The 21,785-nt window shown below is 68.5% G+C and carries 15 protein-coding genes; 12 read left to right on the forward strand and 3 right to left on the reverse strand.

What is annotated here, in order from left to right; all coding sequences use genetic code 11:
• Positions 1–334 precede the first annotated feature (334 nt).
• From ACYVAN_RS19440 to ACYVAN_RS19450, 3 genes are all read left to right on the forward strand, one after another.
• On the forward strand, positions 335–661 hold the full coding sequence (locus ACYVAN_RS19440) for a M23 family metallopeptidase (protein WP_460961654.1): 327 nt from the start codon (positions 335–337) through the stop codon (positions 659–661).
• 615 nt (positions 662–1,276) lie between these two features.
• Positions 1,277–2,116, forward strand: coding sequence for a DUF4231 domain-containing protein (locus ACYVAN_RS19445; RefSeq protein WP_460961655.1), 840 nt, complete (start codon positions 1,277–1,279; stop codon positions 2,114–2,116).
• A gap of 166 nt (positions 2,117–2,282) precedes the next feature.
• A complete protein-coding gene (locus ACYVAN_RS19450; RefSeq protein WP_460961657.1) occupies positions 2,283–2,939 on the forward strand; it encodes a hypothetical protein in 657 nt (218 codons plus the stop codon).
• A gap of 229 nt (positions 2,940–3,168) precedes the next feature.
• Here ACYVAN_RS19450 and nhaA read toward each other — a convergent pair whose 3' ends face one another.
• The 3 genes from nhaA to ACYVAN_RS19465 all read right to left on the reverse strand — a co-directional run bounded on the left by nhaA (position 3,169) and on the right by ACYVAN_RS19465 (position 7,759).
• Complete coding sequence (nhaA, locus tag ACYVAN_RS19455) at positions 3,169–4,401, reverse strand: Na+/H+ antiporter NhaA (protein WP_460961659.1); 1,233 nt, start codon at positions 4,399–4,401, stop codon at positions 3,169–3,171.
• 813 nt (positions 4,402–5,214) lie between these two features.
• The gene (locus tag ACYVAN_RS19460; protein ID WP_460961661.1) at positions 5,215–7,008 is read right to left on the reverse strand and encodes a thiamine pyrophosphate-requiring protein; all 1,794 of its coding nucleotides are present in this window, start codon (positions 7,006–7,008) and stop codon (positions 5,215–5,217) included.
• Positions 7,009–7,270: 262 nt separating this feature from the next.
• Positions 7,271–7,759 carry an inorganic diphosphatase gene (locus tag ACYVAN_RS19465; RefSeq protein WP_460961663.1) on the reverse strand — a complete coding sequence of 163 codons (489 nt, stop codon included), beginning with the start codon at positions 7,757–7,759 and terminating at the stop codon, positions 7,271–7,273.
• 258 nt (positions 7,760–8,017) lie between these two features.
• On the opposite strand from ACYVAN_RS19465, the gene dacB reads away from it, so the two are divergent.
• The 9 genes from dacB to folK all read left to right on the forward strand — a co-directional run bounded on the left by dacB (position 8,018) and on the right by folK (position 21,785).
• A complete protein-coding gene (gene dacB / locus ACYVAN_RS19470) occupies positions 8,018–12,664 on the forward strand; it encodes a D-alanyl-D-alanine carboxypeptidase/D-alanyl-D-alanine endopeptidase (RefSeq protein ID WP_460961665.1) in 4,647 nt (1,548 codons plus the stop codon).
• Positions 12,665–12,765: 101 nt separating this feature from the next.
• The gene (locus tag ACYVAN_RS19475; protein ID WP_460961666.1) at positions 12,766–13,896 is read left to right on the forward strand and encodes a zinc-dependent metalloprotease; all 1,131 of its coding nucleotides are present in this window, start codon (positions 12,766–12,768) and stop codon (positions 13,894–13,896) included.
• A 127-nt stretch (positions 13,897–14,023) separates the two neighbouring features.
• Positions 14,024–15,016 (forward strand): tRNA lysidine(34) synthetase TilS, encoded by a 993-nt coding sequence (gene tilS / locus ACYVAN_RS19480; RefSeq protein ID WP_460961668.1) that lies wholly within the window; start codon positions 14,024–14,026, stop codon positions 15,014–15,016.
• Positions 15,013–15,609, forward strand: a complete 597-nt coding sequence (gene hpt / locus ACYVAN_RS19485; RefSeq protein ID WP_460961670.1) for a hypoxanthine phosphoribosyltransferase — start codon at positions 15,013–15,015, stop codon at positions 15,607–15,609. The genes tilS and hpt overlap by 4 nt, the downstream gene beginning before the upstream one ends.
• 204 nt (positions 15,610–15,813) lie before the next feature.
• A complete protein-coding gene (ftsH, locus tag ACYVAN_RS19490) occupies positions 15,814–18,312 on the forward strand; it encodes an ATP-dependent zinc metalloprotease FtsH (RefSeq protein ID WP_460961672.1) in 2,499 nt (832 codons plus the stop codon).
• Positions 18,313–18,414: 102 nt separating this feature from the next.
• Positions 18,415–20,016 carry a GTP cyclohydrolase I FolE gene (folE, locus tag ACYVAN_RS19495; RefSeq protein ID WP_460961674.1) on the forward strand — a complete coding sequence of 534 codons (1,602 nt, stop codon included), beginning with the start codon at positions 18,415–18,417 and terminating at the stop codon, positions 20,014–20,016.
• Positions 20,016–20,864 carry a dihydropteroate synthase gene (gene folP, locus ACYVAN_RS19500; RefSeq protein WP_460961676.1) on the forward strand — a complete coding sequence of 283 codons (849 nt, stop codon included), beginning with the start codon at positions 20,016–20,018 and terminating at the stop codon, positions 20,862–20,864. Before folE ends, folP begins: the two co-directional genes overlap by 1 nt.
• The gene (folB, locus tag ACYVAN_RS19505; RefSeq protein WP_460961678.1) at positions 20,857–21,249 is read left to right on the forward strand and encodes a dihydroneopterin aldolase; all 393 of its coding nucleotides are present in this window, start codon (positions 20,857–20,859) and stop codon (positions 21,247–21,249) included. Before folP ends, folB begins: the two co-directional genes overlap by 8 nt.
• A 26-nt stretch (positions 21,250–21,275) precedes the next feature.
• Positions 21,276–21,785: a 2-amino-4-hydroxy-6-hydroxymethyldihydropteridine diphosphokinase gene (gene folK, locus ACYVAN_RS19510; RefSeq protein WP_460961680.1), complete on the forward strand. Its 510-nt coding sequence runs from the start codon at positions 21,276–21,278 to the stop codon at positions 21,783–21,785.

Below are 21,785 nucleotides of genomic sequence, written 5' to 3' on the forward strand. Positions count from 1 at the left end.
GAAAATGCTGATCGGAAACCTGATTGTGTTGACGATCGGCAGTGTGTTCGCCGCTGCTCCGGTTACGGCGCAGACGGAGAGCGGGCGGGTTCGGCCGGTAGCGCATGTGCGAGAGCTGCCATCGCGACCACCCGTCGACCCACCTGTTCCCGAGCGGCCTGCTTTCGAGCAGCCTGCCCCCGGACAGCCTGCCCCCGAGCAGCCTGTCCCGGAACAGCCTGTCCCGGAACAGCCTGCCCCCGAAGCGCCTCCCCATGAGGCGGTTCCCGAGAAGAGCTGGACGGCTCCCACGACGGGCCGGATCAGCAGCGGATTCGGCCCCAGGTGGGGGACGATGCACTATGGAGTGGACATCGCCAATGCCATCGGCACCCCGGTGTTCGCGGGTGCGTCGGGCGAGGTGATCGATTCGGGGCCGGCCAGCGGATACGGACGGTGGGTCCGGATTCGACACTCCGGCGACGTGGTGACCGTGTACGGGCACGTTCACGAGAGTTTCGTCGAGGTCGGCCAGCGCGTGGAGCGCGGACAGCGCATCGCGGCCATCGGAAACCGGGGCCAGTCGACCGGCCCGCATCTTCATTTTCAGCTCGAAGTGTCCGGCGAACCGGTCGATCCCGCGGACTTCTACGAGGCGCGGGCGGTTCCGTTGGTCGGCTGACGGGTAGACACCCGCGGGTGCATTTCCGAGTAAGATCCGGATTTCGGCGGTAAGTTGTTCGGTGGCGGACGCGTTTCCGCAACGGTGGGTCATGCCCCCGCCGATGTTCCGGCGGTCGGTCTTTCACCCGCCGATGTTCCGGCGGTCGGTGTTCGATGGCTGATGTTCGGTGGCTGATGTTCCCGTGGTCGATCTGCCGGCACGCGATTGGTCCGATCGGGCGTAGTTGGTCTACGCACTCATAAGTACTAGTCCGGGTACTGCCTACCGGCGTTGGCAAGTCGCTCCGCGCTGTCCGAGGCGAGCCGGAGAACGGCCTTAGCATGGCCGGCTGAACAGCGCTATCCGGCCCCGCTCGTAGATCCCTTCGAGGTCGCTGCCAAAGTGGCACTTCCCGATTTATGGACTGAACAGCAGTGGGCGATGGGGGTCGTCGCGCTATCGGTCGTCACCACTGGCGGGACTCCCGCCAGGACCTCAGCGCTGGCCTGCGGTGATCACGTGGTGCACATGGTTGTGGGCTGAATGGGCCATTCGATCATCACCTTCCTGGCCGATTGTCGTCGCGCGCAGGGAACTACTTCGATCACACCTAACGCCGGAAGGATCGATGTGATGGAGCGTTTGGACGCGGCAACGGGGATCATCGGAGGTGGCCTGATCTCCGGTGGTTCGCAGCCGCAGGACTGGGAACGCCGGATCGGAGAGCGGTCCGAGCAGCTTTACCGTGCGAGGCTGATCCAGCGGTTGTTCCTCGTGTGGGCATACCCGGGGAATCTCGTGCTCGTCGGGCTCGCGGTGGCCGCGATGGTCCTGTTCGGACCGTCGATCAGCCTCGTGGCGGTGCTCGCCGTCGTGTCGATCGGCTCGATGGCGGTGTCGGCGAGGTTCGTCTATCAGCAGCACTTTAGGGTGCGCTCGGTGGAAACGGAATTGCGCGAACTGGAACGTGCTCATAGGGAGTATTTACTCGAAGAGCTCAGTACCGGTGACTTGCTCGGTACCCACAAGCGTTACCGGGCGCAGCTACCGGAAGTGGTCGACGTGTACCGCGCCGAGGCACGCCAGTACCGGTGGAAGGACAACTTGCTGCAAAGTGTTGTCATCGCCGGTTCGATCATGACCGCCTCGGTGACCGCAATCTCGGTGTCCGTTGTGGACTTTCGCTGGGGTTCCGCGGCGGCGAGCCTGGTGGTGGCGATCAGTGCCGCCTACGCCGGTTACGCCAAATACCGCGAACGCAGTGCCGGTCTGCAGCAGACGGCCGATGCGCTGGAACGGGAATACCAGTCGGTCGAGTTGCGTGCGGGGCGTTATCGGCGCTTCGGCGACGAGCGCGCCGCCTACGCGGAATTCGCCGACACCGTCGAAGCGGTTCGGGCGGAGCAGGCCAAACGCCAGCAGCAGCTGGGGCAGGCGGGTGGTCCGCCGAGCATGCGTGCATTCGGACAGTGATCAGTAGTCAAACCGGGGAGTGCGATTCCGATCGCACTCCCCGGTTTTTTCGTGACGGTCCGTTGTTTTTTGTGGGTGGTGTGATCGCTGAAAAGTGGCAGGGGATTCTTCCGTAATCTTCGGCGCGGCGCACAGCAAATCGTTTGTGCAAGAGAGGAGCAAGGCGATGAAACGCACCCTGACCGCAGCGGCCGTGCTGGCCAGCAGCGCGGGCGCACTTGGTTTCGCCGGCACCGCCACCGCTGCCGAAGCCCCCGAATTCCCGGCAGAACTGCCCGTGGACAACAGCCTCGCCAACACGGCGTTCCACCTCGCCGGGACGGCGCACTCGGCGACCCGCGTCGTCGGTGACGTCGTTCCGGTCGAAGAAAAGCTGACCGGCCGTGCCGGTGGCGAAAACCCGGTGAGCACCCTGTCCACCCTGGTGACCGAAACCTCGCCCGCCGACGTCTTCGAGTGGTTCAGTGCTGCTCCGGAGTCGGCGACCGTGGAGGAGGCACCGGACGGAAAGCCGGGCTCTTCCGCCACCACCGAGGGGCGTGCGGGCGGAGCACTGCCGGTGGACGGATCGACGCTGCCAGTCGGTGGTGTCTCCGGTTTGGTGGACAACGTCTCCAACGCCACCCCAGACCTGGTGGGCGAGACCCTGCCGACCGGGCCGATGGCGGGCCGCACCGAGGCGCGGGCCGACCTCACCGAAGGAACTCCGCTGGCGGGCGTGCTGCCGCCGGTCACGGCCGAGCCGCACACGCTCCTCGAGCCGGTGGGCAAGCTGGTTTCCCACGGCCCGGTCGGCGGAGTGACGAACCTCGGCGGCAACTGACCCGGGGTGGCCGGTCGGTCTCGGCGCGGGATGCGGACGGCCACTCGCTCGTGTGGGAAACGGAGTTCGCGCGGGTTCGTGTTGACCCGCGCGAACTCCGTTCAGCGAAGAATGGAAGCTCCCTCGGAGCCGATGTGCCGTCCGCCCTGCCGCGGACAGCCCGGATCCGCTAATCCGGATCCGCTAACCCGGATCCGACGAGCCGGAGATCAGCCCGAATCGGAGCTGATCACTCGGCCGTGTGGTCGGCTTTCTCGGCGTTCTCGCGGTTGCGGTAGTGCGCGCTGCGGGCGCCGAGCACGACCGCGGCGAGCACGGTGGCGATCAACGAGGCGAGCAGGACCGCGCTCTTGGCATGTTCGAGCATGACCGGGTGGTCGGCGTAGGACAGCTCGCTGATCAGCAACGAAACGGTGAAACCGATCCCGGCGAGCTGGGACATACCGACGATGTCGAGCCAGCTCAGGGTCGGGTCCAGTTCGGCCCGGGTGAGCTTGGTGGTCAACCACGCACCACCTGCGATACCGATGAGCTTGCCCAGGACCAGACCCAAGATCACGCCCAGGGCCACCGTGCTGGTGACGGTGCTGGTCCAGCCGCCGAAGACGATCCCGGCGGAGAACAGCGCGAACAGCGGCAAGGCCAGCCCCATGGCCCACGGGCGCAGGATGTGTTCGACGTGGTGGCTGGGCGTGCTCTCCTCGCCGTTGTGAGCATGGGTGCGCATGAGCAGACCCATCGCCACCCCGGCGATGGTGGCGTGGATTCCGCTGGCGTGCATCAGCGACCAGATCACCACGGCGAGCACCACGTACGAGGTCACGGTCGCGACCTGCGAGCGCTGCAGCATCGCCGCGAGCCCGCGCCCACGCTGGAGGTATCCGAACACTCCGAGCAGCGCGATCGCGGCCAGCAGCGGCCCGAACGACAAGTCGTCGGTGTAGAAGACGGCGATCACGACGATCGCGGCCAGGTCGTCGACGATGGCCAGGGTGAGCAGGAACGTGCGCAGTGCCGAAGGCAGGGATTTGCCCACCACGGCCAGGACCGCGATGGCGAACGCGATGTCGGTGGCCATCGGGATGCCCCACCCTTGAGCGGACGGTCCCTGCCCCAGGTTGATCACGGCGAAAATGGCCGCCGGTACGAGCACACCGCAGATTGCCGCGACGATCGGCAGCAGCGCGCGCCTCGGATTCCGCAGCTCACCGTGCACGAACTCCTGTTTGAGCTCGTTGCCGACGATGAAGAAGAACAGCGCCAACAGGCCGTCGGCAGCCCAGGCCTCGACCGGCAGATGCAGGTGCAGAGCCTCCGGGCCGAAACTGAAATGCCGGACCTGCTCATAAACCTCGCCCCAAGGCGAGTTCGCCCAAGCCAACGCCACTATCGCGGCACTGATGAGCAGGAGACCGCCCACCGTGTCGCGACGCAGTGCGGCACCGAACCGAGACAGCAACATCAAACCAACCTTCGCGAACCCAGACCTCACCGCTCGGGCATCAGGTGCTCGCGAGCAGACCCGGTGGATATGCCCGGGGAGGTCAGTCGGAAACGGGACAGGACCGGTGTCGGCCGGCTGAGGTGCCAGCACACCGCACGAGCTCGGTCGAGGCGGGTGCCTCCGGCCGAGTCAGTCCCGTGGTGACGGGGGACAACCCGCCATCTCGCCGTGGGCGTTCGTGCCCCAGGAGCTCAACCATCCGTTGGTTCCGGACTGGCGCATCACGGCCTCGGGTCGTGTCACTCCCCAACCCGTGCGAAACCGGTCCCGCACACGTGGCGAAGCGTTCTTCCGCGCCCGAAGGCCGGGCCGCGAGGGGGCGGCCTGTGCCCCGGCCAACAGCCTTCGAACCGCCGCGCTCCGCGCGGACTTCGACCTGATGGCTGGGGTGAACACGAAATCACGCTACCACCATCGGTGCCGTTGCCGAACCGATCGAGCCCAGCTGTCGCGAGTCTCTCACCCGGGACATCGCGCCGTGAGCTTCGGCCATCGGTCCGCAACGGCAACAGGTCGGCAATCCGCGCGGTCGTCTGCCGCGTTGCGCACTGCCGGTGTCGCGCACTCCGCTGTTACCCCGGTAACGGCGAGGCCAGTGCCGAACCGACCTGCACGATGGTTCCGCGATCGCGTCGGTGATTGGGCGCGGCGAGGGTGCCGTGCCCGTAACCGAGCCGAATCCGTCGGCGGGGACGAGCTCGTCCGATGGCGTCTTGTGTGGGGCGGTCAGCAGGGAGTGTTCGGATCGACACCCCGCCGATGTCCTGCCGCTCAGTCGCGTTGACGGCCGGGCACGAACTCCTGGGCCTTCGACTTCACGCCCTCCTTGACCACCGACCACGTGTCCGGGTCGCCCTGGAGCATCGCCTGTGCGACGTTCTCCATCTGCTCCCAGTTCGCTTCCGGCGGGATCGGCGGTACGGCCGGATCCGTGGCGAATTCGACGAGACACGGCCGGTCGGCCTGGAGGGCCTCCTGCCAGGCGTTTCGAACCTCGTCCGGGCTTTCCACCTTGATCCCGCGCAATCCGAGCAATTCCGCGTAGCCCGCGTAGTCGAAGTTCGGTAGTTGCTGGGAGGGCAGGAACTGCGGGGACCCGGCCAGCGCGCGCAACTCCCAGGTCACCTGGTTCAGGTCGCCGTTGTTGAGCACTCCGATCACCAGCCGCGGGTCCTGCCATTCGGACCAGTAGTGGGCCATCGTGATCAGCTCGTTGAGGCCGTTCATCTGCATCGCGCCATCGCCCACGAGCGCGAAGACCGGCCGATCCGGGTGGGCCCACTTCGCGCCCGTCGCGTAGGGCATCCCGGGCCCCATGGTCGCGAGGGTCCCCGAGAGCGAGCAGCGGATCCGGCCCCGGATCCGCAGGTGCCTGCCGAACCAGTTGGCGGCCGAACCCGCGTCGGTGGTCACGATCGAATCGTCGGGCAGCAGCGGCGAGAGTTCGTGGAAGACCAGCTCGGGGTTGATCGGATCCGCCGCCACGTTCGCCCGCTGCTGCATCGTGTCCCACCAGCGGTCCACGTTGTGCTCGATGGTTTCGCGCCACCGCCGGTCGGGCTTGCGCCGCAAGTGGGGGATCAGTTCGCGCAGCGTGGCCTTGGCGTCACCGACGAGGTTCACCTCGAACGGGTAGCGCATGCCGATCATCGTGGGCTCGATGTCGATCTGGATTCCTCTGGCCTGATCGAACTCGGGGAGGAACTGGCTGTACGGGAAGTTGGCGCCGATCATCAGCAGCGTGTCGCAGTCGCGCATCAGCTCCCACGACGGTCTCGTTCCCAGCAGCCCCGACACGCCGGTCACGTAGGGCAGGTCGTCGTTGAGCACGTCCTTGCCGAGCAGCGCTTTGGCGACGCCGGCCCCGAGGAGGTCGGCCACCTGGCTGACTTCCCCGGCCGCGCCGCGGGCGCCCTGGCCGATCATGATCGCCACGCGTTGACCGGAGTTGAGTATCTCGGCGGCGTGTCGGACGCCGTCCTGATGTGGTGTCGCGGTGGAGGGCGACATGCCGAGGCTGGACGGAACCATCTTGAACGCGTGGGTGGGCGGGGAGTACTCCTGCTCCTGTACGTCGCCCGGGATGATCAGCGCGGTGACCGTGCGTCGTGCCTGCGCGGTGCGCATCGCGCGGTCCAGCGCGTTGGGGAGTTGCTGCGGAGTGGTCACCACCTGCAGGTAGTCGGCGGCGACGTCCTTGTAGAGCGAAGCGAGGTCGATTTCCTGCTGGTAGGCGCCGCCCAGTGCGGTGCTGCCCTGCTGTCCCACGATCGCCACCACTGGGACGTGGTCCAGCTTCGCGTCGTACAGACCGTTGAGCAGGTGCACCGCACCGGGCCCGCCGGTCGCCGCGCAGACGCCGACCCGACCGGAGAACTTCGCGTAGCCGACGGCCTCGAAGGCCGCGAGTTCCTCGTGACGTGCCTGGATGAAGCGGGGGTCGTCCTCGGCGCGTTGCCAGGCGGCCAGCAGGCCGTTGATGCCGTCGCCGGCATAGGAGAAGACCTGGTCGATGTCCCATTCCCGGAGGCGCCGCAAGACGTAGTCGGAAACCAGTTCAGCCATGCCTTCGCTCCATTCGCAGCGTGATCGGCCGTCCGCGGGCATCTTTCGCTGGGTTGCCCGGGCCGGTGGCGCGCTAAACGATCGCCTCGCCGCAGCTCTCACCTCCCGATCCGCGGTCGAACGTTCCGGCAGACCTCTTGACGGCAGGGCCAGAACAGCAACAGGCCAGGCCAGCAACAGGCCAGGCCAGCAACAGGCCAGAACAGCAACAGGGCCCGCACCGAACGGTGCGGGCCCTGGGCAGGTCGGAAACCCGCGGGACTCAGTGACCCTGCTCCTTCTGGCGGTCGTAGGAACGCGTGATCTCTTCTTCGGCCTCGGTGCGCCCGACCCAGGTGGCGCCTTCAACGCTCTTGCCCGGCTCCAGGTCCTTGTAGACCTCGAAGAAGTGCTGGATTTCCAAGCGATAGAACTCGGAGAGGTGGTGGATGTCGCGCAGGTGTTCCTGACGCGGGTCATCGGACGGAACGCAGATGAGCTTGTCGTCCCCGCCCTTCTCGTCGCGCATCCGGAACATGCCGATGGCGCGCGCGGTGATCAGGCACCCGGGGAACGTCGGTTCCTGGACCAGCACCAGGGCGTCCAACGGGTCGCCGTCCTCGCCCAGGGTGTTTTCCACGAAGCCGTAGTCGGCCGGGTACTGGGTAGCGGTGAACAGTGTCCGGTCGAGACGGATTCGGCCCGACTTGTGGTCCACCTCGTACTTGTTCCGATTCCCCTTGGGAATCTCGATCATGACGTCGAACTCCACGCGGTTCCTCACTCTTGTCCAGCTTGTTCTTCGAGCCTGAGTTCGCCTCCGAGGCGCCCCCGGTTCCTTTCGGGCAGGAGCGTTCCACGGTCGCGCCCACGTGCCGCACACAACGGGCTCGACCTGCGATGCGACCGGTTCACGGCGCACCACTTTCCGCGGGCCGGGAACAGGCTCACACGTCGGTTACGGCCGCCCACGCGTGTGCGCGACCACGTCTAGTGTGGACCATGACGGCCCTCCGAGCCCCATCGCAGTGTGGGAACTCGCATCTGGCAGTCTGATGAAGGCGTCGAGGAGGAGTACGTGCCCCAACCCCAGAACTTCAGGGGTGAGCTGTCCGAACCCGACGACTCCGAACCATCGAGGCAGTCCGCGCACCCGTCGTCCGAGGCTGCGGAGCTGCCGGCCGATGGCGGAGGGCCGGACTGGCCCGGCGGACGAACGTCCGTGGAGATGGGGACGGAGCTGTCAGCGGATTCACAGGCCACCACCGCGAGCGAATCGTCCACGGTCGAGCAGGACTTGCCGACCGGGAGCCGGTCATCGGCCGTCGTGCGGGATCCCGATGCGCGGGATGCGGACGCGCCCGATTCCGAGGGACCGGACGATCTCGTCGAACCGGACGTGAGTGATCAATCCGACCTCGAGGAGGCTACCGGTAGCCCGGCAGACTCCGCCGAGGCGGGTGTCGAGCCGGGAGAACCCGCCGCGACGGTGGAGCCGGAGAGCGCACCTTCCGAGGACCAATCGGTGGCGAGCGGTTCGTCGGATGACGAGTCCACCGGAGCCGACCCGGAGGAGGTCGAACGCGCCGGAGGTGACGGCGGCGAGGCCGACTCCGAGGCCGACTCCGAGACGGGGGCGACCGAACCGCGGGCCGAGGATGTGGACAAGGCCGACGCCGACACCGAGACGGCCGGACAGGAGCCCGCAGCCGGAAGCGGGTCCGCCGACCAAGCGGACTCGGTTTCGGAGGCGGACACCGACGGCGGTTCGCAGGAGGGGAGCGGTGACGCGCCGGACGAAACCGGTGGAAGCGCGGATGCGAGCGTAGCCACCGCTCAGCCATCTCCGGAGCAGGTTGACCCCCCGGAAGAGGCGCGGCGCGAGCAGACACCGCACTCACCGGTGCAGGCGGAGTCGGAAGCTGCTGCGGAGACCGCCGAGTCGGACCGCACCGTCGAGGCTGACGAGGATGCCGCGGACGAGTCCAGTGCTGTCGATCCGGTAGGAACCGACGTCTCGGAAGCGACCGCGGAGCCTGCCGATGCGGGTGAGTCCGTACCGGTCGGTGCAGAGGAGCCCGCAGTCGTCGCGGAGTCCGTGGCTTCCGAGGAGTCCGTGACTTCCGCGGAACCTGCGACTCCTGAGGAGCCTGCCGCCCTCGGCGAATCTGCTGGTGCCGACGAATCTCCCACCGACGAATCTCCCCCCGTTGAGGAGCCTGCTGCCGCTGAGGCCGCTGGTGCTTCGGAGTCCGCGGCGACCGAAGTTCCCACTGAGGTGGACGAATCATCGGAGGTGGATGCCTCTGCCGAGACCGGACGGCCCGTCGAAGCAGCTCGTCCCGACTCCGGCATGTCCGGTGCTGTGTTCGGTGGACGGCTCGACGAGGCCGGAGCCGCTACGGCGACCAAGTCGGTCGGGGCGACCGATCCTGCTAAGGCCGCCGATTCTGCTGGGACCGCCGATTCCGCTGAGGCCGCCGATTCTGCCGGGGCGACCGATCCGGGACAGGCGACCGATCCGGGACAGGCGACCGATCCGGGACAGGCGACCGATCCGGGACAGGCGACCGATCCGGTGGAGGCTGCGCAGGCCCTATCCGATGCGGGTGCGGCCGCCGACGCAGCTGGTCCTGCTGAATCGACGAGCGAACCGGACAAGGCCCCTGGCGCAGATCTGCCGGATTCGGGCGTGTTCGCGCCACGGGGCGGCCTGGAAACGAAAGTCCAGCCGTCGGGCGAGTCCGAAGACGTCGAGAAGGTCGGTGAGCCGAGCCAGGAGGCCTCGCCGGAGCGGGTCGGAGATGCCGAGCAGGCAGCGAGCCAAGCCGGGTCCGGGCAAGATCCGGAGCGGGCCAGTGCCCCCGAACAGGCCCCCGAACATGCCGCTGTTTCGGCCGATTTCCCGGAGCTCGACGGTCCGGCTGCGGAGGACGCAGGACGAGACGAGCAGCTGGACGCGCCAGAGCAGCCCGACGTGTCGGAGCAGCAGGACGCGCCAGAGGAAGCCGGGACGCCCGAAGAGCCCGGTTCCGGGGAAGAGCCCGAAGCGGACCCGCCCACTGCCGCGGACGCGGGCGTAACCGGTGCGATTACCCGTGGTGAACCGGACCAGGCCGAATCGGATGCGAGCCCGCGCCAGGAAGTCCGCTCCGGTGATCTGACCGCATCGCTCGACGAGGGCACCAGCACCTCCCCGCCAACGACCGGGGACGCCGACGACCCGGACGATCTGACCGCGCTCGGTGACCGTGCTCCGGCCGAAAACACCCGGACACCGGGCTCCGCTGCGGTGAGCGGCGACCTGACCGGTGATTTCGACTCGCCGACGCCGTCGGACGGTACCGCCGGACCGCCGGGGTCGGGCACCGATGGAAGCCGTCCCGAGTCGGACCCCGCCGGAGTTCCGGACAGCACCGGCATCAGCGGGGACAACTCGGTGATCAGCACGGTGCAGCTGCCCGCGACCCCGGCGGCTCCCGCAGCGGTCACCGAATCCGATCCGGCGCAGGCCGAGCCGGGCGAACCGGATTCCGTACCCGGGCTGGCTCCCGAACCCGAGGCAGTGACCTCCCCGCGTGATCAGCGGTCAGCGGAAGATTCGGCCGACGATCGGCCCACCGGGGAGCAGCTCGGGGTCGAGGCGCCGCCCGGGACAGCGGACCGGCGGACCGGTGAACTGCCCAGGGTCGAGGACACCCAGCAGATCCCGAAGATCCCGACCGGGGAGCCACTGGCCGGGGAATCACCGGCCGGGGAACCACCGACCGGCGATGCGCCCGGCCCGGCCCGCTCCGACCCGGGGCCGGCGACGGTGCAGATCCCCGCGGTCGAAGCTCCGCCGCTCGGTTCGATGGAGCAGACCCAGCAGTTCGCCCGTCCGGACTTCGACGAGCCGCGCATCGCTCAGCCGCAGGATTTCGCGAGCCCGCCACCGGCCGCTCCGCGACCGCCGTCCCCACCGGCAGCGCCACCAGCGCCGCACGACCGGGCGCAGCCGCAGAGGTACGGCCCCCCGCAGTCGTTCCAGCATCAGCCGCCCCGTCGACCGCCCCAACAGCAACCCCAGCAACAGCCCCAACAGCAACCCCAGCAACAGCCCCAGCAACAGCCCCAGCAGCAACCCCAGAACCAACCCCAGCAGCAGCCCCAAAACCATCCGGCTGGTGCGGCTGCACCGCATGCTCCGTCGCGGGCCGAACCGCTCCCGCAGACCGGCGGAGCGGCGTGGGACTCGCCGGGGGAGCGCGCAGCCGACCCGAACGAGACGTATGTCGAGCAGCCCGCCACGCAGATGGCACCGGCCGCGCGTCGTGGTCGGCGGCTGCTGGTCGTCGGCCTCGTCTCCGTCCTGGTCGTGGTCGTCGGCGTGTTCGGCGTCCCGCTGATGTGGAACGGGATTCAGGACGCCCGCATCGCCGATCCGCCCGCCCCGGTGCGCCTGGATCCCGAGATCGAGCCGATCGGCGACTCCGGGCAGGTTCCTGATCGTCAGCGGCTGGCCGCAGCGCTCGCGGGCCCCACCACGAATCCGGTGTTGGGTGAGTTCGCGGGCACCGTGATCGACGCGCGATCCGGTCGAACGCTGTGGCAGCACGAGTCCGAGGCGGGGATGGTCCCCGCATCCACCGGCAAGATGCTGACCATGAGCGCCGCGCTGCTGGCGCTCGACCACCAGCACCGGTTCAAGACCGAAGTCGTGCGTGGTTCCGAACCGGGCAGCATCGTGCTGGTCGGCGGCGGAGACCCGACGCTGTCGACGGCACCCGGCGAATCGGTGTACCCGGGTGCGGCCAGCGTCGACGAACTGGCGCAGCAGGTGCGCGAAGCGGGCGCGGGCAGCATCACCTCGATCAAGGTCGACACCAGTCGGTACTCCGGAGACCTGATGGCGCCGGGTTGGCTGCCCGAGGACGTGCAGGCCGGCCACGTCGCGCCGATGCGACCGGTGATGGTCGACGGCGGCCGCGCCGACCCATCCGAGGACGTCAGCCCGCGCACCGCGGAACCAGCGCTCGCGGCCGGGCGGGCGCTGGCCGAACGCATTGGTGTCTCCCCGGATGCCGTGAGCCGCGGGTCGGCGCCGAAGAACACCGATTCGCTCGCGGTTGTCCGCTCGGCCACCGTGCGGCAGATGGTCGAAACGGTGTTGCAGCATTCGGACAACGTGCTGGCCGAAGCGCTCGCCAGGGAAGTCGCGATCTCCACCGGCAACCCGCCGACGTTCGCTGGCGGGACGAAAGCCGTCCGCGAGGTCCTGTCCCGCAACGGGTTCGCTCTCCCGGGCACCAGCATGGCCGACGCGAGCGGGTTGTCCCTCGACGACCGGGTTTCCACCAAGGCGATCGCGGGGCTGTTGGCGACCGCGACCGCTTCCGGCGGAGGCGAGCAGGGGGAGGGAAAGCAGGCCGCGAAGCTCCGCGCCCTGCTTCCGGGACTCCCGGTCGCCGCCGGTAGCGGCAGCCTGGCGGACCGGTATCAGGACGGTTCCGGGCGTGGCTGGGTCCGCGCGAAGACCGGGACGCTGACCGGGGTCAACGGGCTGGCCGGGACGGTCGTCACCGAGGATGGTCGGCTGCTGGTGTTCAGCTTCATCTCCAACGAAAGCGCTCCCGGAGCGCCGGTCCGGCCCGCGCTGGACGACGTCGCGAACGCGCTCCGCGACTGCGGGTGCTGATCGCGCTCGGTCCGGTCGGCCGTCGCGACCGCCCGGACGAGGGATCGTTCCCGGCGCGCTGAAGTGTCGCCGGTGTGCCGGAGCGGGGTACGGTCGATGCTGTGAACGCTCGGGCATCCACCCTGCAACCACAGCCAGGCGACCCCGATACCGGTGCGGTGGATCGCCGGGCACTCGATTGGGATGTCGCGGTCAGCACAGCCACCAGATTGATGAAGTCGGGGCCGGAAATCAGCCGGTCGGACGCCGAACGGGCTGTTCGGGACCTGCGTGGATTCAGCGCTCGGGCGGAGACCCACGTGCGGGATCTGACGGGTCTCGGGCGGGAACTCCCCGTGTTGGAAGGCGATGTGGTCGACCGGCCCGCCTGGGTCCGGGGCGCGGCCGGTGGTCTGGCGAAGCTCACCGACACGGCCCTGTCGATGACCCGAGACTCCGCCGACGACGGTGCTTCGTTGCTCGGCGCCCTCGGTTCGAGGGGGACGGGTGTGCAGGCCGGTATGGTGCTGGCCTACCTCGGCGGCAAGGTGCTCGGGCAGTACGACCCGTTCTCGCCGCTGGCCACCGCCGAGGAGTCGGGCCGGTTGCTGCTGGTCGCGCCGAACATCGTCGCTGCCGAGCGGGCGCTGGAGGTGCCCGCCGAGGACTTCCGGATGTGGGTCTGCCTGCACGAGTCGACCCACCGACTGCAGTTCAACGCGGTCCCGTGGCTGCGCGATCACTTCGCGGCCAGCCTCGGCGCCTTGCTGGCCGAGGTGGAGACTTCGGGCAGCGATCTGCTGACCCGGTTGCCGGAGATCCTGCGCGAAGTCCGTGCCGGGCGTGCGGACCGCGACTCCAGCCCCGGCGTTCTCGGCGTCGTGGAGCTGCTGCAGTCCCCGGAGCAGCGGGCCGCGTTCGACCGGATCATCGCGCTCTCGACCTTGCTCGAAGGCCACGCCGACCACGTGATGGACGCGGTCGGGCCGCGGGTCGTTCCCAGCGTGGCCACGATCCGGCGGCGCTTCACCGACCGCCGCAACGGTGGTGGACTGCTGGATCGCGCGCTGCGAAGCCTGCTCGGGGTCGACGCGAAGATCAAGCAGTACGCGCAGGGCGCCGCGTTCACCCGGCACGTGGTCGACACCGTCGGTATGGACGGATTCAACGCGGTGTGGACGTCGCCGGAGCACCTGCCGTCCCGGGCCGAGATCTCCGCCCCCGCGGAATGGATCCGCCGGGTCCACGGCTGAGACGACCGCTCGGTCGAGCACCCGCCACCGGTGCGCTCGACTCGGCGTGGTTCAGGGGACCGGCCGTGGGTGGCCGGGCACCGGAGGGGCATGCGCGGGTGCCGGTGAACCGGAGAACAATGGCGGCGTGCCACCTTCCCCCGCCGTCAGCGCCACGCGAAACGCGGTGCGCACGCTGCTCGACTCTCCCGAGGCTGCCCCGTTCGCGGGTGCGCCGCTGGCCGTGGCGTGCTCGGGCGGAGCGGATTCGCTCGCCCTCGCGGCAGCCGCCGCCCGCGTCGCACATCAGCCGGTGCACGGCCTGGTCGTCGACCACGGCTTGCAGGCCGGTTCGGCCGAGGTGGCGCGGCGAGCTGCCGAGCAGCTGAGCGGTTTCGGCTGCGTATCGGCGCGGGTGTTGCGGGTGCGCGTCGACGGGCCGGGTGGACCGGAGGCGGCGGCGCGTCGCGCGCGGTACGAGGCGCTGGCCGAGGCACGGCCGGAAGGCGGCCTTCTCCTGCTGGGGCACACCCTCGACGACCAGGCGGAAACCGTTCTGCTGGGGTTGGGGCGTGGTTCCGGTACGCGCTCGCTGGCGGGGATGCGGCCGTTGGACGCTCCGTGGGCCCGGCCGTTCCTCGGGCTGCCCCGGAGCACGACGGTGGCCGCGTGCGCGGCGTTGAGCACGGTGCCGTGGCAGGATCCGCACAACAGTGAGCCGCGATTCACCAGAGTGCGGTTGCGCACAGAAGTGCTGCCCCTGCTGGAGGAGGTGCTCCAGGGAGGAGTAGGGAAGGCTCTGGGGCGCACCGCCGCCCAGCTGCAGGACGACCTCGACGCACTGGACGGCATGGCCGCCAGGGTGCGTGACCAGGTCGAATCCACTGCCGGGCTGGACGCGGTCGCGCTAGCGGCCGAGCCGGCGGCGGTGCGGCGACGGGTGTTGCGCGGTTGGCTGCTGGACCGGCACGTGCCGGAAGTCAGTGATGCGCACCTGCGTTCGGCGGACGCGTTGGTCGCGAAGTGGAGGGGTCAGGGCGGTCATCGGCTGCCGGGCAACTTTGTGCTCCGTCGGACACATGGCACGCTTCAGGTGGAAAGTGGTGGACGTCCATCCGCCGACCGGGTGATCGCCGGGTGAACGTCAGCCCAACGCGGGAGAGGGGAAGCCGGGCCGTGTACGACGGCGACATTGCCTCTGTGCTCATCACCGAGCAGCAGATCAGCGAAAAGATCAGCGAGTTGACCAAAAAGGTCGACGAGGATTACCGGCACACGCGAGGGGGCGATCTGCTGCTGGTCGGGGTGCTCAAGGGCGCGGTCATGTTCATGACCGACTTCGCCAGGGCCGTGAACCAGCCCGCTCAGTTGGAGTTCATGGCCGTCAGTTCGTACGGCTCGACCACGTCGTCCTCCGGTGTCGTGCGGATCCTGAAGGATCTCGACAGGGACATCGCGGACCGGCACGTGCTCATCGTCGAGGACATCATCGACTCGGGGCTGACGCTGACGTGGTTGCTGAAGAACCTGGCGTCACGCAACCCGGCCTCGCTCGAGGTCTGCACCCTGTTGCGCAAGCCGGATGCCGTCCAGGTCGACGTGCCGGTCAAATACGTCGGTTTCGACATCCCGAACGAGTTCGTCGTGGGGTACGGTCTGGACTTCGCCGAGCGCTATCGTGACCTGCCCTACATCGGAACGCTGGATCCGAAGGTGTACACGTCGGGTGCGTGATCGTTCCGTGCCTGGTGCCGGGCCCTCCGTAACCACGTGGGGCCCGCGCGGGGGTAAGCTCGGCAAACTGCGTAATGCTCGGCGTGGTCGTGCGCTCGCGTCGGCCGGTACGCTGGTCTGAGGGGGTTGACGGCGATGTTGAGTTGTGCCGTCGCCCGAAATGACAGTCAGGGAGGGTCGAGGCCGCCCGCCGGCCGGAAGTGAATGGACCGTAAGCGCCTTCTCCGCAACCCGCTGCTATGGATCTTGACGGCGTTTCTGCTGATCTTTGCCTTCAGCGAGCTCTTCGACGAGACTCGTGCCTACCACGAGGTCTCGACTTCGGAGGCGCTCTCGCTGATCAACGAGGGCAAGGTCGCGGAGGCGACCATCGAGGACAAGGAGCAACGGGTCCGTCTGTCCCTCAAGGAAGGGCAGACCTTCGCCGGTAACGACCGGCTGATCGCGCAGTACCCGGCCGGCGCAACTAATGCGGTGGTCACGGAGATCCGCGACTCCGACATTTCGAGCTGGAACACCAAGGTCACCCAGGATTCGTTCTGGATGCAGATGTTGTTCTACCTCATCCCCATCGGCCTGATCGTGCTGCTGCTGATGTGGACGATGAACAACGTCCAGGGCGGTGGCAACAAGGTCCTCAACTTCGGTAAGTCCAAGGCCAAACAGCTCACCAAGGACATGCCCCAGACGGTGTTCGGCGACGTCGCGGGTGCCGACGAGGCTGTCGAGGAACTCCACGAGATCAAGGACTTCCTGCAGAACCCGGGTCGGTACCAGGCGCTCGGCGCCAAGATCCCGAAGGGCGTGCTGCTCTACGGTCCGCCGGGCACCGGTAAGACGCTGCTCGCGCGTGCCGTCGCCGGTGAGGCGGGCGTGCCGTTCTACTCGATCTCCGGTTCGGACTTCGTCGAGATGTTCGTCGGTGTCGGTGCGTCACGAGTCCGCGACCTGTTCGAACAGGCGAAGCAGAACGCGCCGTGCATCGTGTTCGTCGACGAGATCGACGCGGTCGGTCGTCAGCGCGGCGCCGGTCTCGGCGGTGGCCACGACGAGCGGGAGCAGACCCTCAACCAGCTGCTCGTCGAGATGGACGGTTTCGATTCGCGCGGGGGGATCATTCTCATCGCGGCGACGAACCGGCCGGACATCCTCGATCCGGCGTTGTTGCGTCCGGGCCGGTTCGACCGGCAGATCCCGGTCGCGGCCCCGGACCTGCGGGGACGTCGTGCCATCCTCAACGTGCACGCCAAGGGCAAGCCGTTGGCGCCGAACGCGGACATGGACGGGTTGGCCAAGCGCACCGTCGGTTTCTCGGGTGCCGACCTGGAGAACGTGATCAACGAGTCTGCGCTGCTGACCGCCCGCGAGGGTGCGCAGCAGATCACCGGAGCCGCGTTGGAAGAGGCGGTCGACCGGGTGATCGGTGGTCCCCGGCGCAAGAGCAAGATCATTTCGGAGCGGGACAAGAAGATCACCGCCTACCACGAGGGCGGACACGCCCTCGCCGCGTGGGCGATGCCCGACCTGGAGCCGGTCTACAAGCTCACGATCCTGCCGCGGGGGAAGACCGGTGGACACGCACTTGTCGTCCCCGAGGATGACAAGGACATGATGACCCGGTCCGAGATGATCGGACGGCTGGTCTTCGCGCTGGGCGGCCGATCGGCCGAGGAACTCGTCTTCCACGAGCCGACCACCGGTGCCTCCAGCGACATCGAACAGGCGACGAAGATCGCTCGTGCGATGGTCACCGAGTACGGGATGACGGCCCGGTTGGGTGCGGTCAAGTACGGCAAGGAAGAGGGCGACCCCTTCCTCGGCCGGTCCGCGGGCCAGCAGGCGAACTACTCGCTCGAAGTGGCCCACGAGATCGACGAAGAGGTCCGCAAGCTGATCGAGGCCGCGCACACCGAAGCGTGGGAGATCCTCAACACCTACCGCGATGTGCTCGACAACCTCGTCATGGAGGTCATCGAGAAGGAGACGCTGGTCCGCAAGGACCTGGAGCGGATCTTCGAGCCGGTCGAGAAGCGGCCGCGCATCACGGCCTTCAACGACTTCAGCGGGCGTACGCCTTCGGACAAGCCGCCGATCAAGACCCCGGGCGAGCTGGCGAAGGAACGTGGTGAACCTTGGCCGCCGGTTGCCGAGGAGCCCACACCGTCGCCGGTGGGTGCGGTGTCCGGTCCGGCGCCGAACGGATCCGTGCCGTATGCGGGCGCACCGTACGGTCAGGGCCAATATCCGCAGCAGGGCCAGTACCCGCAGCAGGGCCAGTACCCGCAGGGTCATTACCCGCAGGATCAGGGCCAGTACCCCCAGCAGGGTCAGTACCCGCAGGGTCAGTACCCGCAGGGCCAGTACCCGCAGGGCCAGCACCCCCAGCAGCCGCAGGGGCAGTCCCAGTCCGACCAGCCCCAGGCGGTGCCGCCGAACTACGGTGCCCCGCCCGGGTGGACTCCGGCCACCACGAGCGGTGTGCAGCCTGCGGGGGGCCACAACTGGGTGCCCTCCTGGGAGCGGGGACAGCAGCCCCAGCAGCAGGTGGGTCAGGACGTTCAGGCACCCCAGCAGAACGGAACCTCCGGTCAGCAGGCACGCCCCGACGGCGAGCAGCAGGCCGAAGACCCCCAGCGGGATGCCACCGAGCGGCAGCAGCCGGGTTCGGGCGAGGACAACGGCAACGGCAACGCGTCCCGCTGAGCGACCAGGTGTCGCCCCGCGCGGCACCGCTGAGTCCGGTGCAAACGCCGTGGCAAGCCCGAATCGGGCTTGTCACGGCCCCGGCCGGTGGAGGAATCACAAGTGATCAGTACGGCCGACGGGCCGATCGATCCGGGAGACGATGACGCCCGGATCGACCACGCGCCATTCGAAATTCCCAAGTTCGACCAGGAGCGCGCCGAAGCGGCGATTCGGGAACTGCTCCTCGCCGCGGGCGAGGACCCGGAGCGGGACGGTCTGCGCGATACCCCGGCCCGCGTAGCGCGCTCGTACCGGGAGCTGTTCGCCGGGCTCTACACCGACCCGGACGAGGTCTTGGACAAGACCTTCGACGAGGCTCACGAAGAGCTGGTGCTGGTTCGCGACATCCCGATGTATTCGCAGTGTGTTCCGGGCGACCAAGCCGTCGAAACCGTCGGTGGCGCCAAGGCCGCCCGCGAGGTGTCGGTCGGGGACCGGTTCTGGACGCTGGCCGAAGGGCGGGTGGAGGATACCGAGGTCGTCGAGGTCAGTACGCACGAATCGACCGAGTTGGTCGAGGTGGTCACCGCGGAAGGTTCGTTCCGGGTGACCGCCGATCATCCGCTGGCCACGCCGCAGGGCTGGCGGGAAGCCAAGGACGTCGAGGGCGATCACGTCGAGTGGACCTCGCCGGAGAAGCTCGGCCGCCCGCGCCCGAGGCCCGAGACCGGCTACGACTTCGGCTACGTGCTCGGCGCGCTGTCCCGAGGGGGCGCGGTCACCGCTGAAACGGTGTCGCTGACCTCCACCGACCGCGATCCGGTGAAGCGGTTCGCCTACTCGGCCGAGTCCGCTTTCGGAGTCGTCGCGGAGGTCGAACCCCTCGACGTGCCCGCCACCGAACCGACCACGGTGCACGGTGGATTCCGGGGCCGGGTCCATTCCTCCTACATGGCGGACCTGGTCCGCCAGCACCTCGTATCGCCGCAGGGCGAGTGGCGCTTTCCCCGAGTGGTGCTGACCGGGGAGAGCACGTTCGCCGGCTACGTCGACGGCTGCGTCGACACCGACGGGTACCGCTCCCAGCAGGGACGTGAACCGGCCGTCGATTCCGGCGACTCGGAGTTCCTCGAAGAGATCGTGCGTGCGCTCGGCGCGCCGCTCGAAGCGAGCGGCGATCCCGCGGCGGGGTTGTCCCAGGTCGACGAATGGGTGCTCAAGCACGGTTTTCCGAAGGAGTCGCACCGCACCGACCTGGTGGAGTCGGAGTGGGTTCGGGTCGAGGCCGTCCGCCCGGTCGAGACCACGGGCACCACGGTGTTCAGCTACAAGTGCGAGCCGCACCCGACCTTCCTGGTGGACGGGCACCTGACGCACAACTGCGAGCACCACCTGCTGCCCTTCCACGGAAGCGCGCACATCGGATACATCCCGAACTCGCAGGGCCGGGTGACCGGGCTGTCGAAGTTGGCGCGCCTGGTCGACCTCTACGCGAAGCGCCCGCAGGTTCAGGAACGGCTCACCTCGCAGGTCGCCGATGCGTTGGTGCGCCAACTGGAGCCGCGCGGTGTGATCGTGGTGGTGGACGCGGAGCACCTGTGCATGGGTATGCGCGGAGTCCGCAAGGCCGGTTCGACCACGACCACTTCGGCGGTGCGCGGGATTTTCCGGTCGTCGGCCTCTTCACGTTCCGAGGCGTTGTCGTTGATTCGAGGCAAGTGATGCACGAGCTGTTGCCGAAGCCGAACCGTTGCGCGGTGATGGGCGTGCTCAACGTGACGCCGAACTCGTTCTCCGATGGCGGTCGTTACCTGGATCACCGGACGGCCGTGGAGCACGGCATCGACATGCACCGCCGGGGTGCCGACATCATCGACGTGGGCGGTGAGTCCACTCGTCCCGGGTCGGAACGGGTGGCTGCCGAAACCGAGATCGAGCGGGTCCTGCCGGTGGTGACCGAGCTGGTCGCCGCCGGTGTTCCGGTCAGCGTCGACACGACACGGGCGAAGGTCGCCGAGGCCACGGCGGAGGCGGGCGCGGTGGTGATCAACGATGTTTCCGGTGGTCTGGCCGACCCGGACATGGCTCGGGTCGCGGCCGAGACCGGACTGCCGTGGGTGCTGATGCACTGGCGCGGGCACAGCCGGAACATGAACTCGCTGGCCAGCTACACCGATGTGGTCACCGAGGTGCGCGACGAGCTGCGCAAGCAGATCGACGTGGCCCTCGACGCGGGTGTGGCCGAGAACGCGATCGTGCTCGATCCGGGCTTGGGCTTCGCGAAGACCGCCGCGCACGACTGGACCCTGCTGCGGCACCTCGACACGTTCATCGAGATGGGTTTCCCGGTGCTCGTGGGCGCCTCGCGGAAGCGTTTCCTCGGCGCGCTGCTGTCCGACGAGCAAGGCACCTCGCGTCCGCCCGAGGGCCGGGAGACGGCCACCGCGGTGGTGTCGGCCCTGTCGGCGGAACGGGGCGCGTGGGGTGTCCGCGTGCACGATGTGTTCCGATCACGAGACGCGGTCGCGGTGGCGGCGGCGTGGCAGAGCGGAGGCGAGAACCTTGGCTGACCGGATCGCGCTGACCGGCTTGAAGGTGCGGGGCAACCATGGTGTCTTCGACGAGGAGAAGCGGGACGGTCAGGAGTTCCTCGTCGATATCACGGTGTGGGCGGACCTCGCCGATGCCGCGGCTACGGACGATCTCCAGCAGACCCTGCACTACGGGCAGCTGGCCGAACGAGCGGCGAAGATCGTGGCTGGTCCTCCGCGTGATCTCATCGAGGCCGTGGCTGCCGAGATCGCCGACGACATCATGAGCGACGGCCGGCCGCACGCCGCCGAAGTCACGATCCACAAGCCGTCCGCGCCGATCCCGCTGCAGTTCGCCGACGTGGCGGTGACGATCCGCCGCTCGCGGCGCGGTGGGCGCGGCGGTCAGGTGGTTCCGGCCTGACGATCGGTTCGCGAGGGGAGTCGGTGTTGAGTCGCGCGGTGTTGTCGCTGGGGTCGAACATGGGTGAGCGGCTGGAGTACTTGCGGTTGGCCGTGGACGGGTTCGTCGGTTCAGTGGTGGCGGTCTCCCCGGTCTACGAGACGGAACCGTGGGGGGTCACCGATCAACCCGATTTCCTCAACGCGGTGCTGCTCGTCGAGGCCGACGGCGTGGACGAGTGGGGTTGGTTGCGCCGGGGCCAGGAGCTGGAGCGGGAAGCGGAACGGCGGCGCGAGCAGCGCTGGGGTCCGCGAACCCTGGACGTCGACGTGGTCAGCGTGGACCGTGTCCACAGCGATCACCCCGACCTTCTCCTACCGCATCCGGGTACGCCGAGCCGGGCGACGGTCCTGATCCCGTGGTTGGCGGTCGAGCCGGACGCGGCGTTGCCGGGTCATGGCAGCGTCGCGGCTCTGTTGGAAGCCCTGCCTGCCGGGGAGGTCGAGGCGGTCCGTCGTCGGGACGACCTCGTGCTTTCGGTTCCCCGTTCGGACTGA

The organism is Parasphingorhabdus pacifica, from assembly GCF_054779195.1.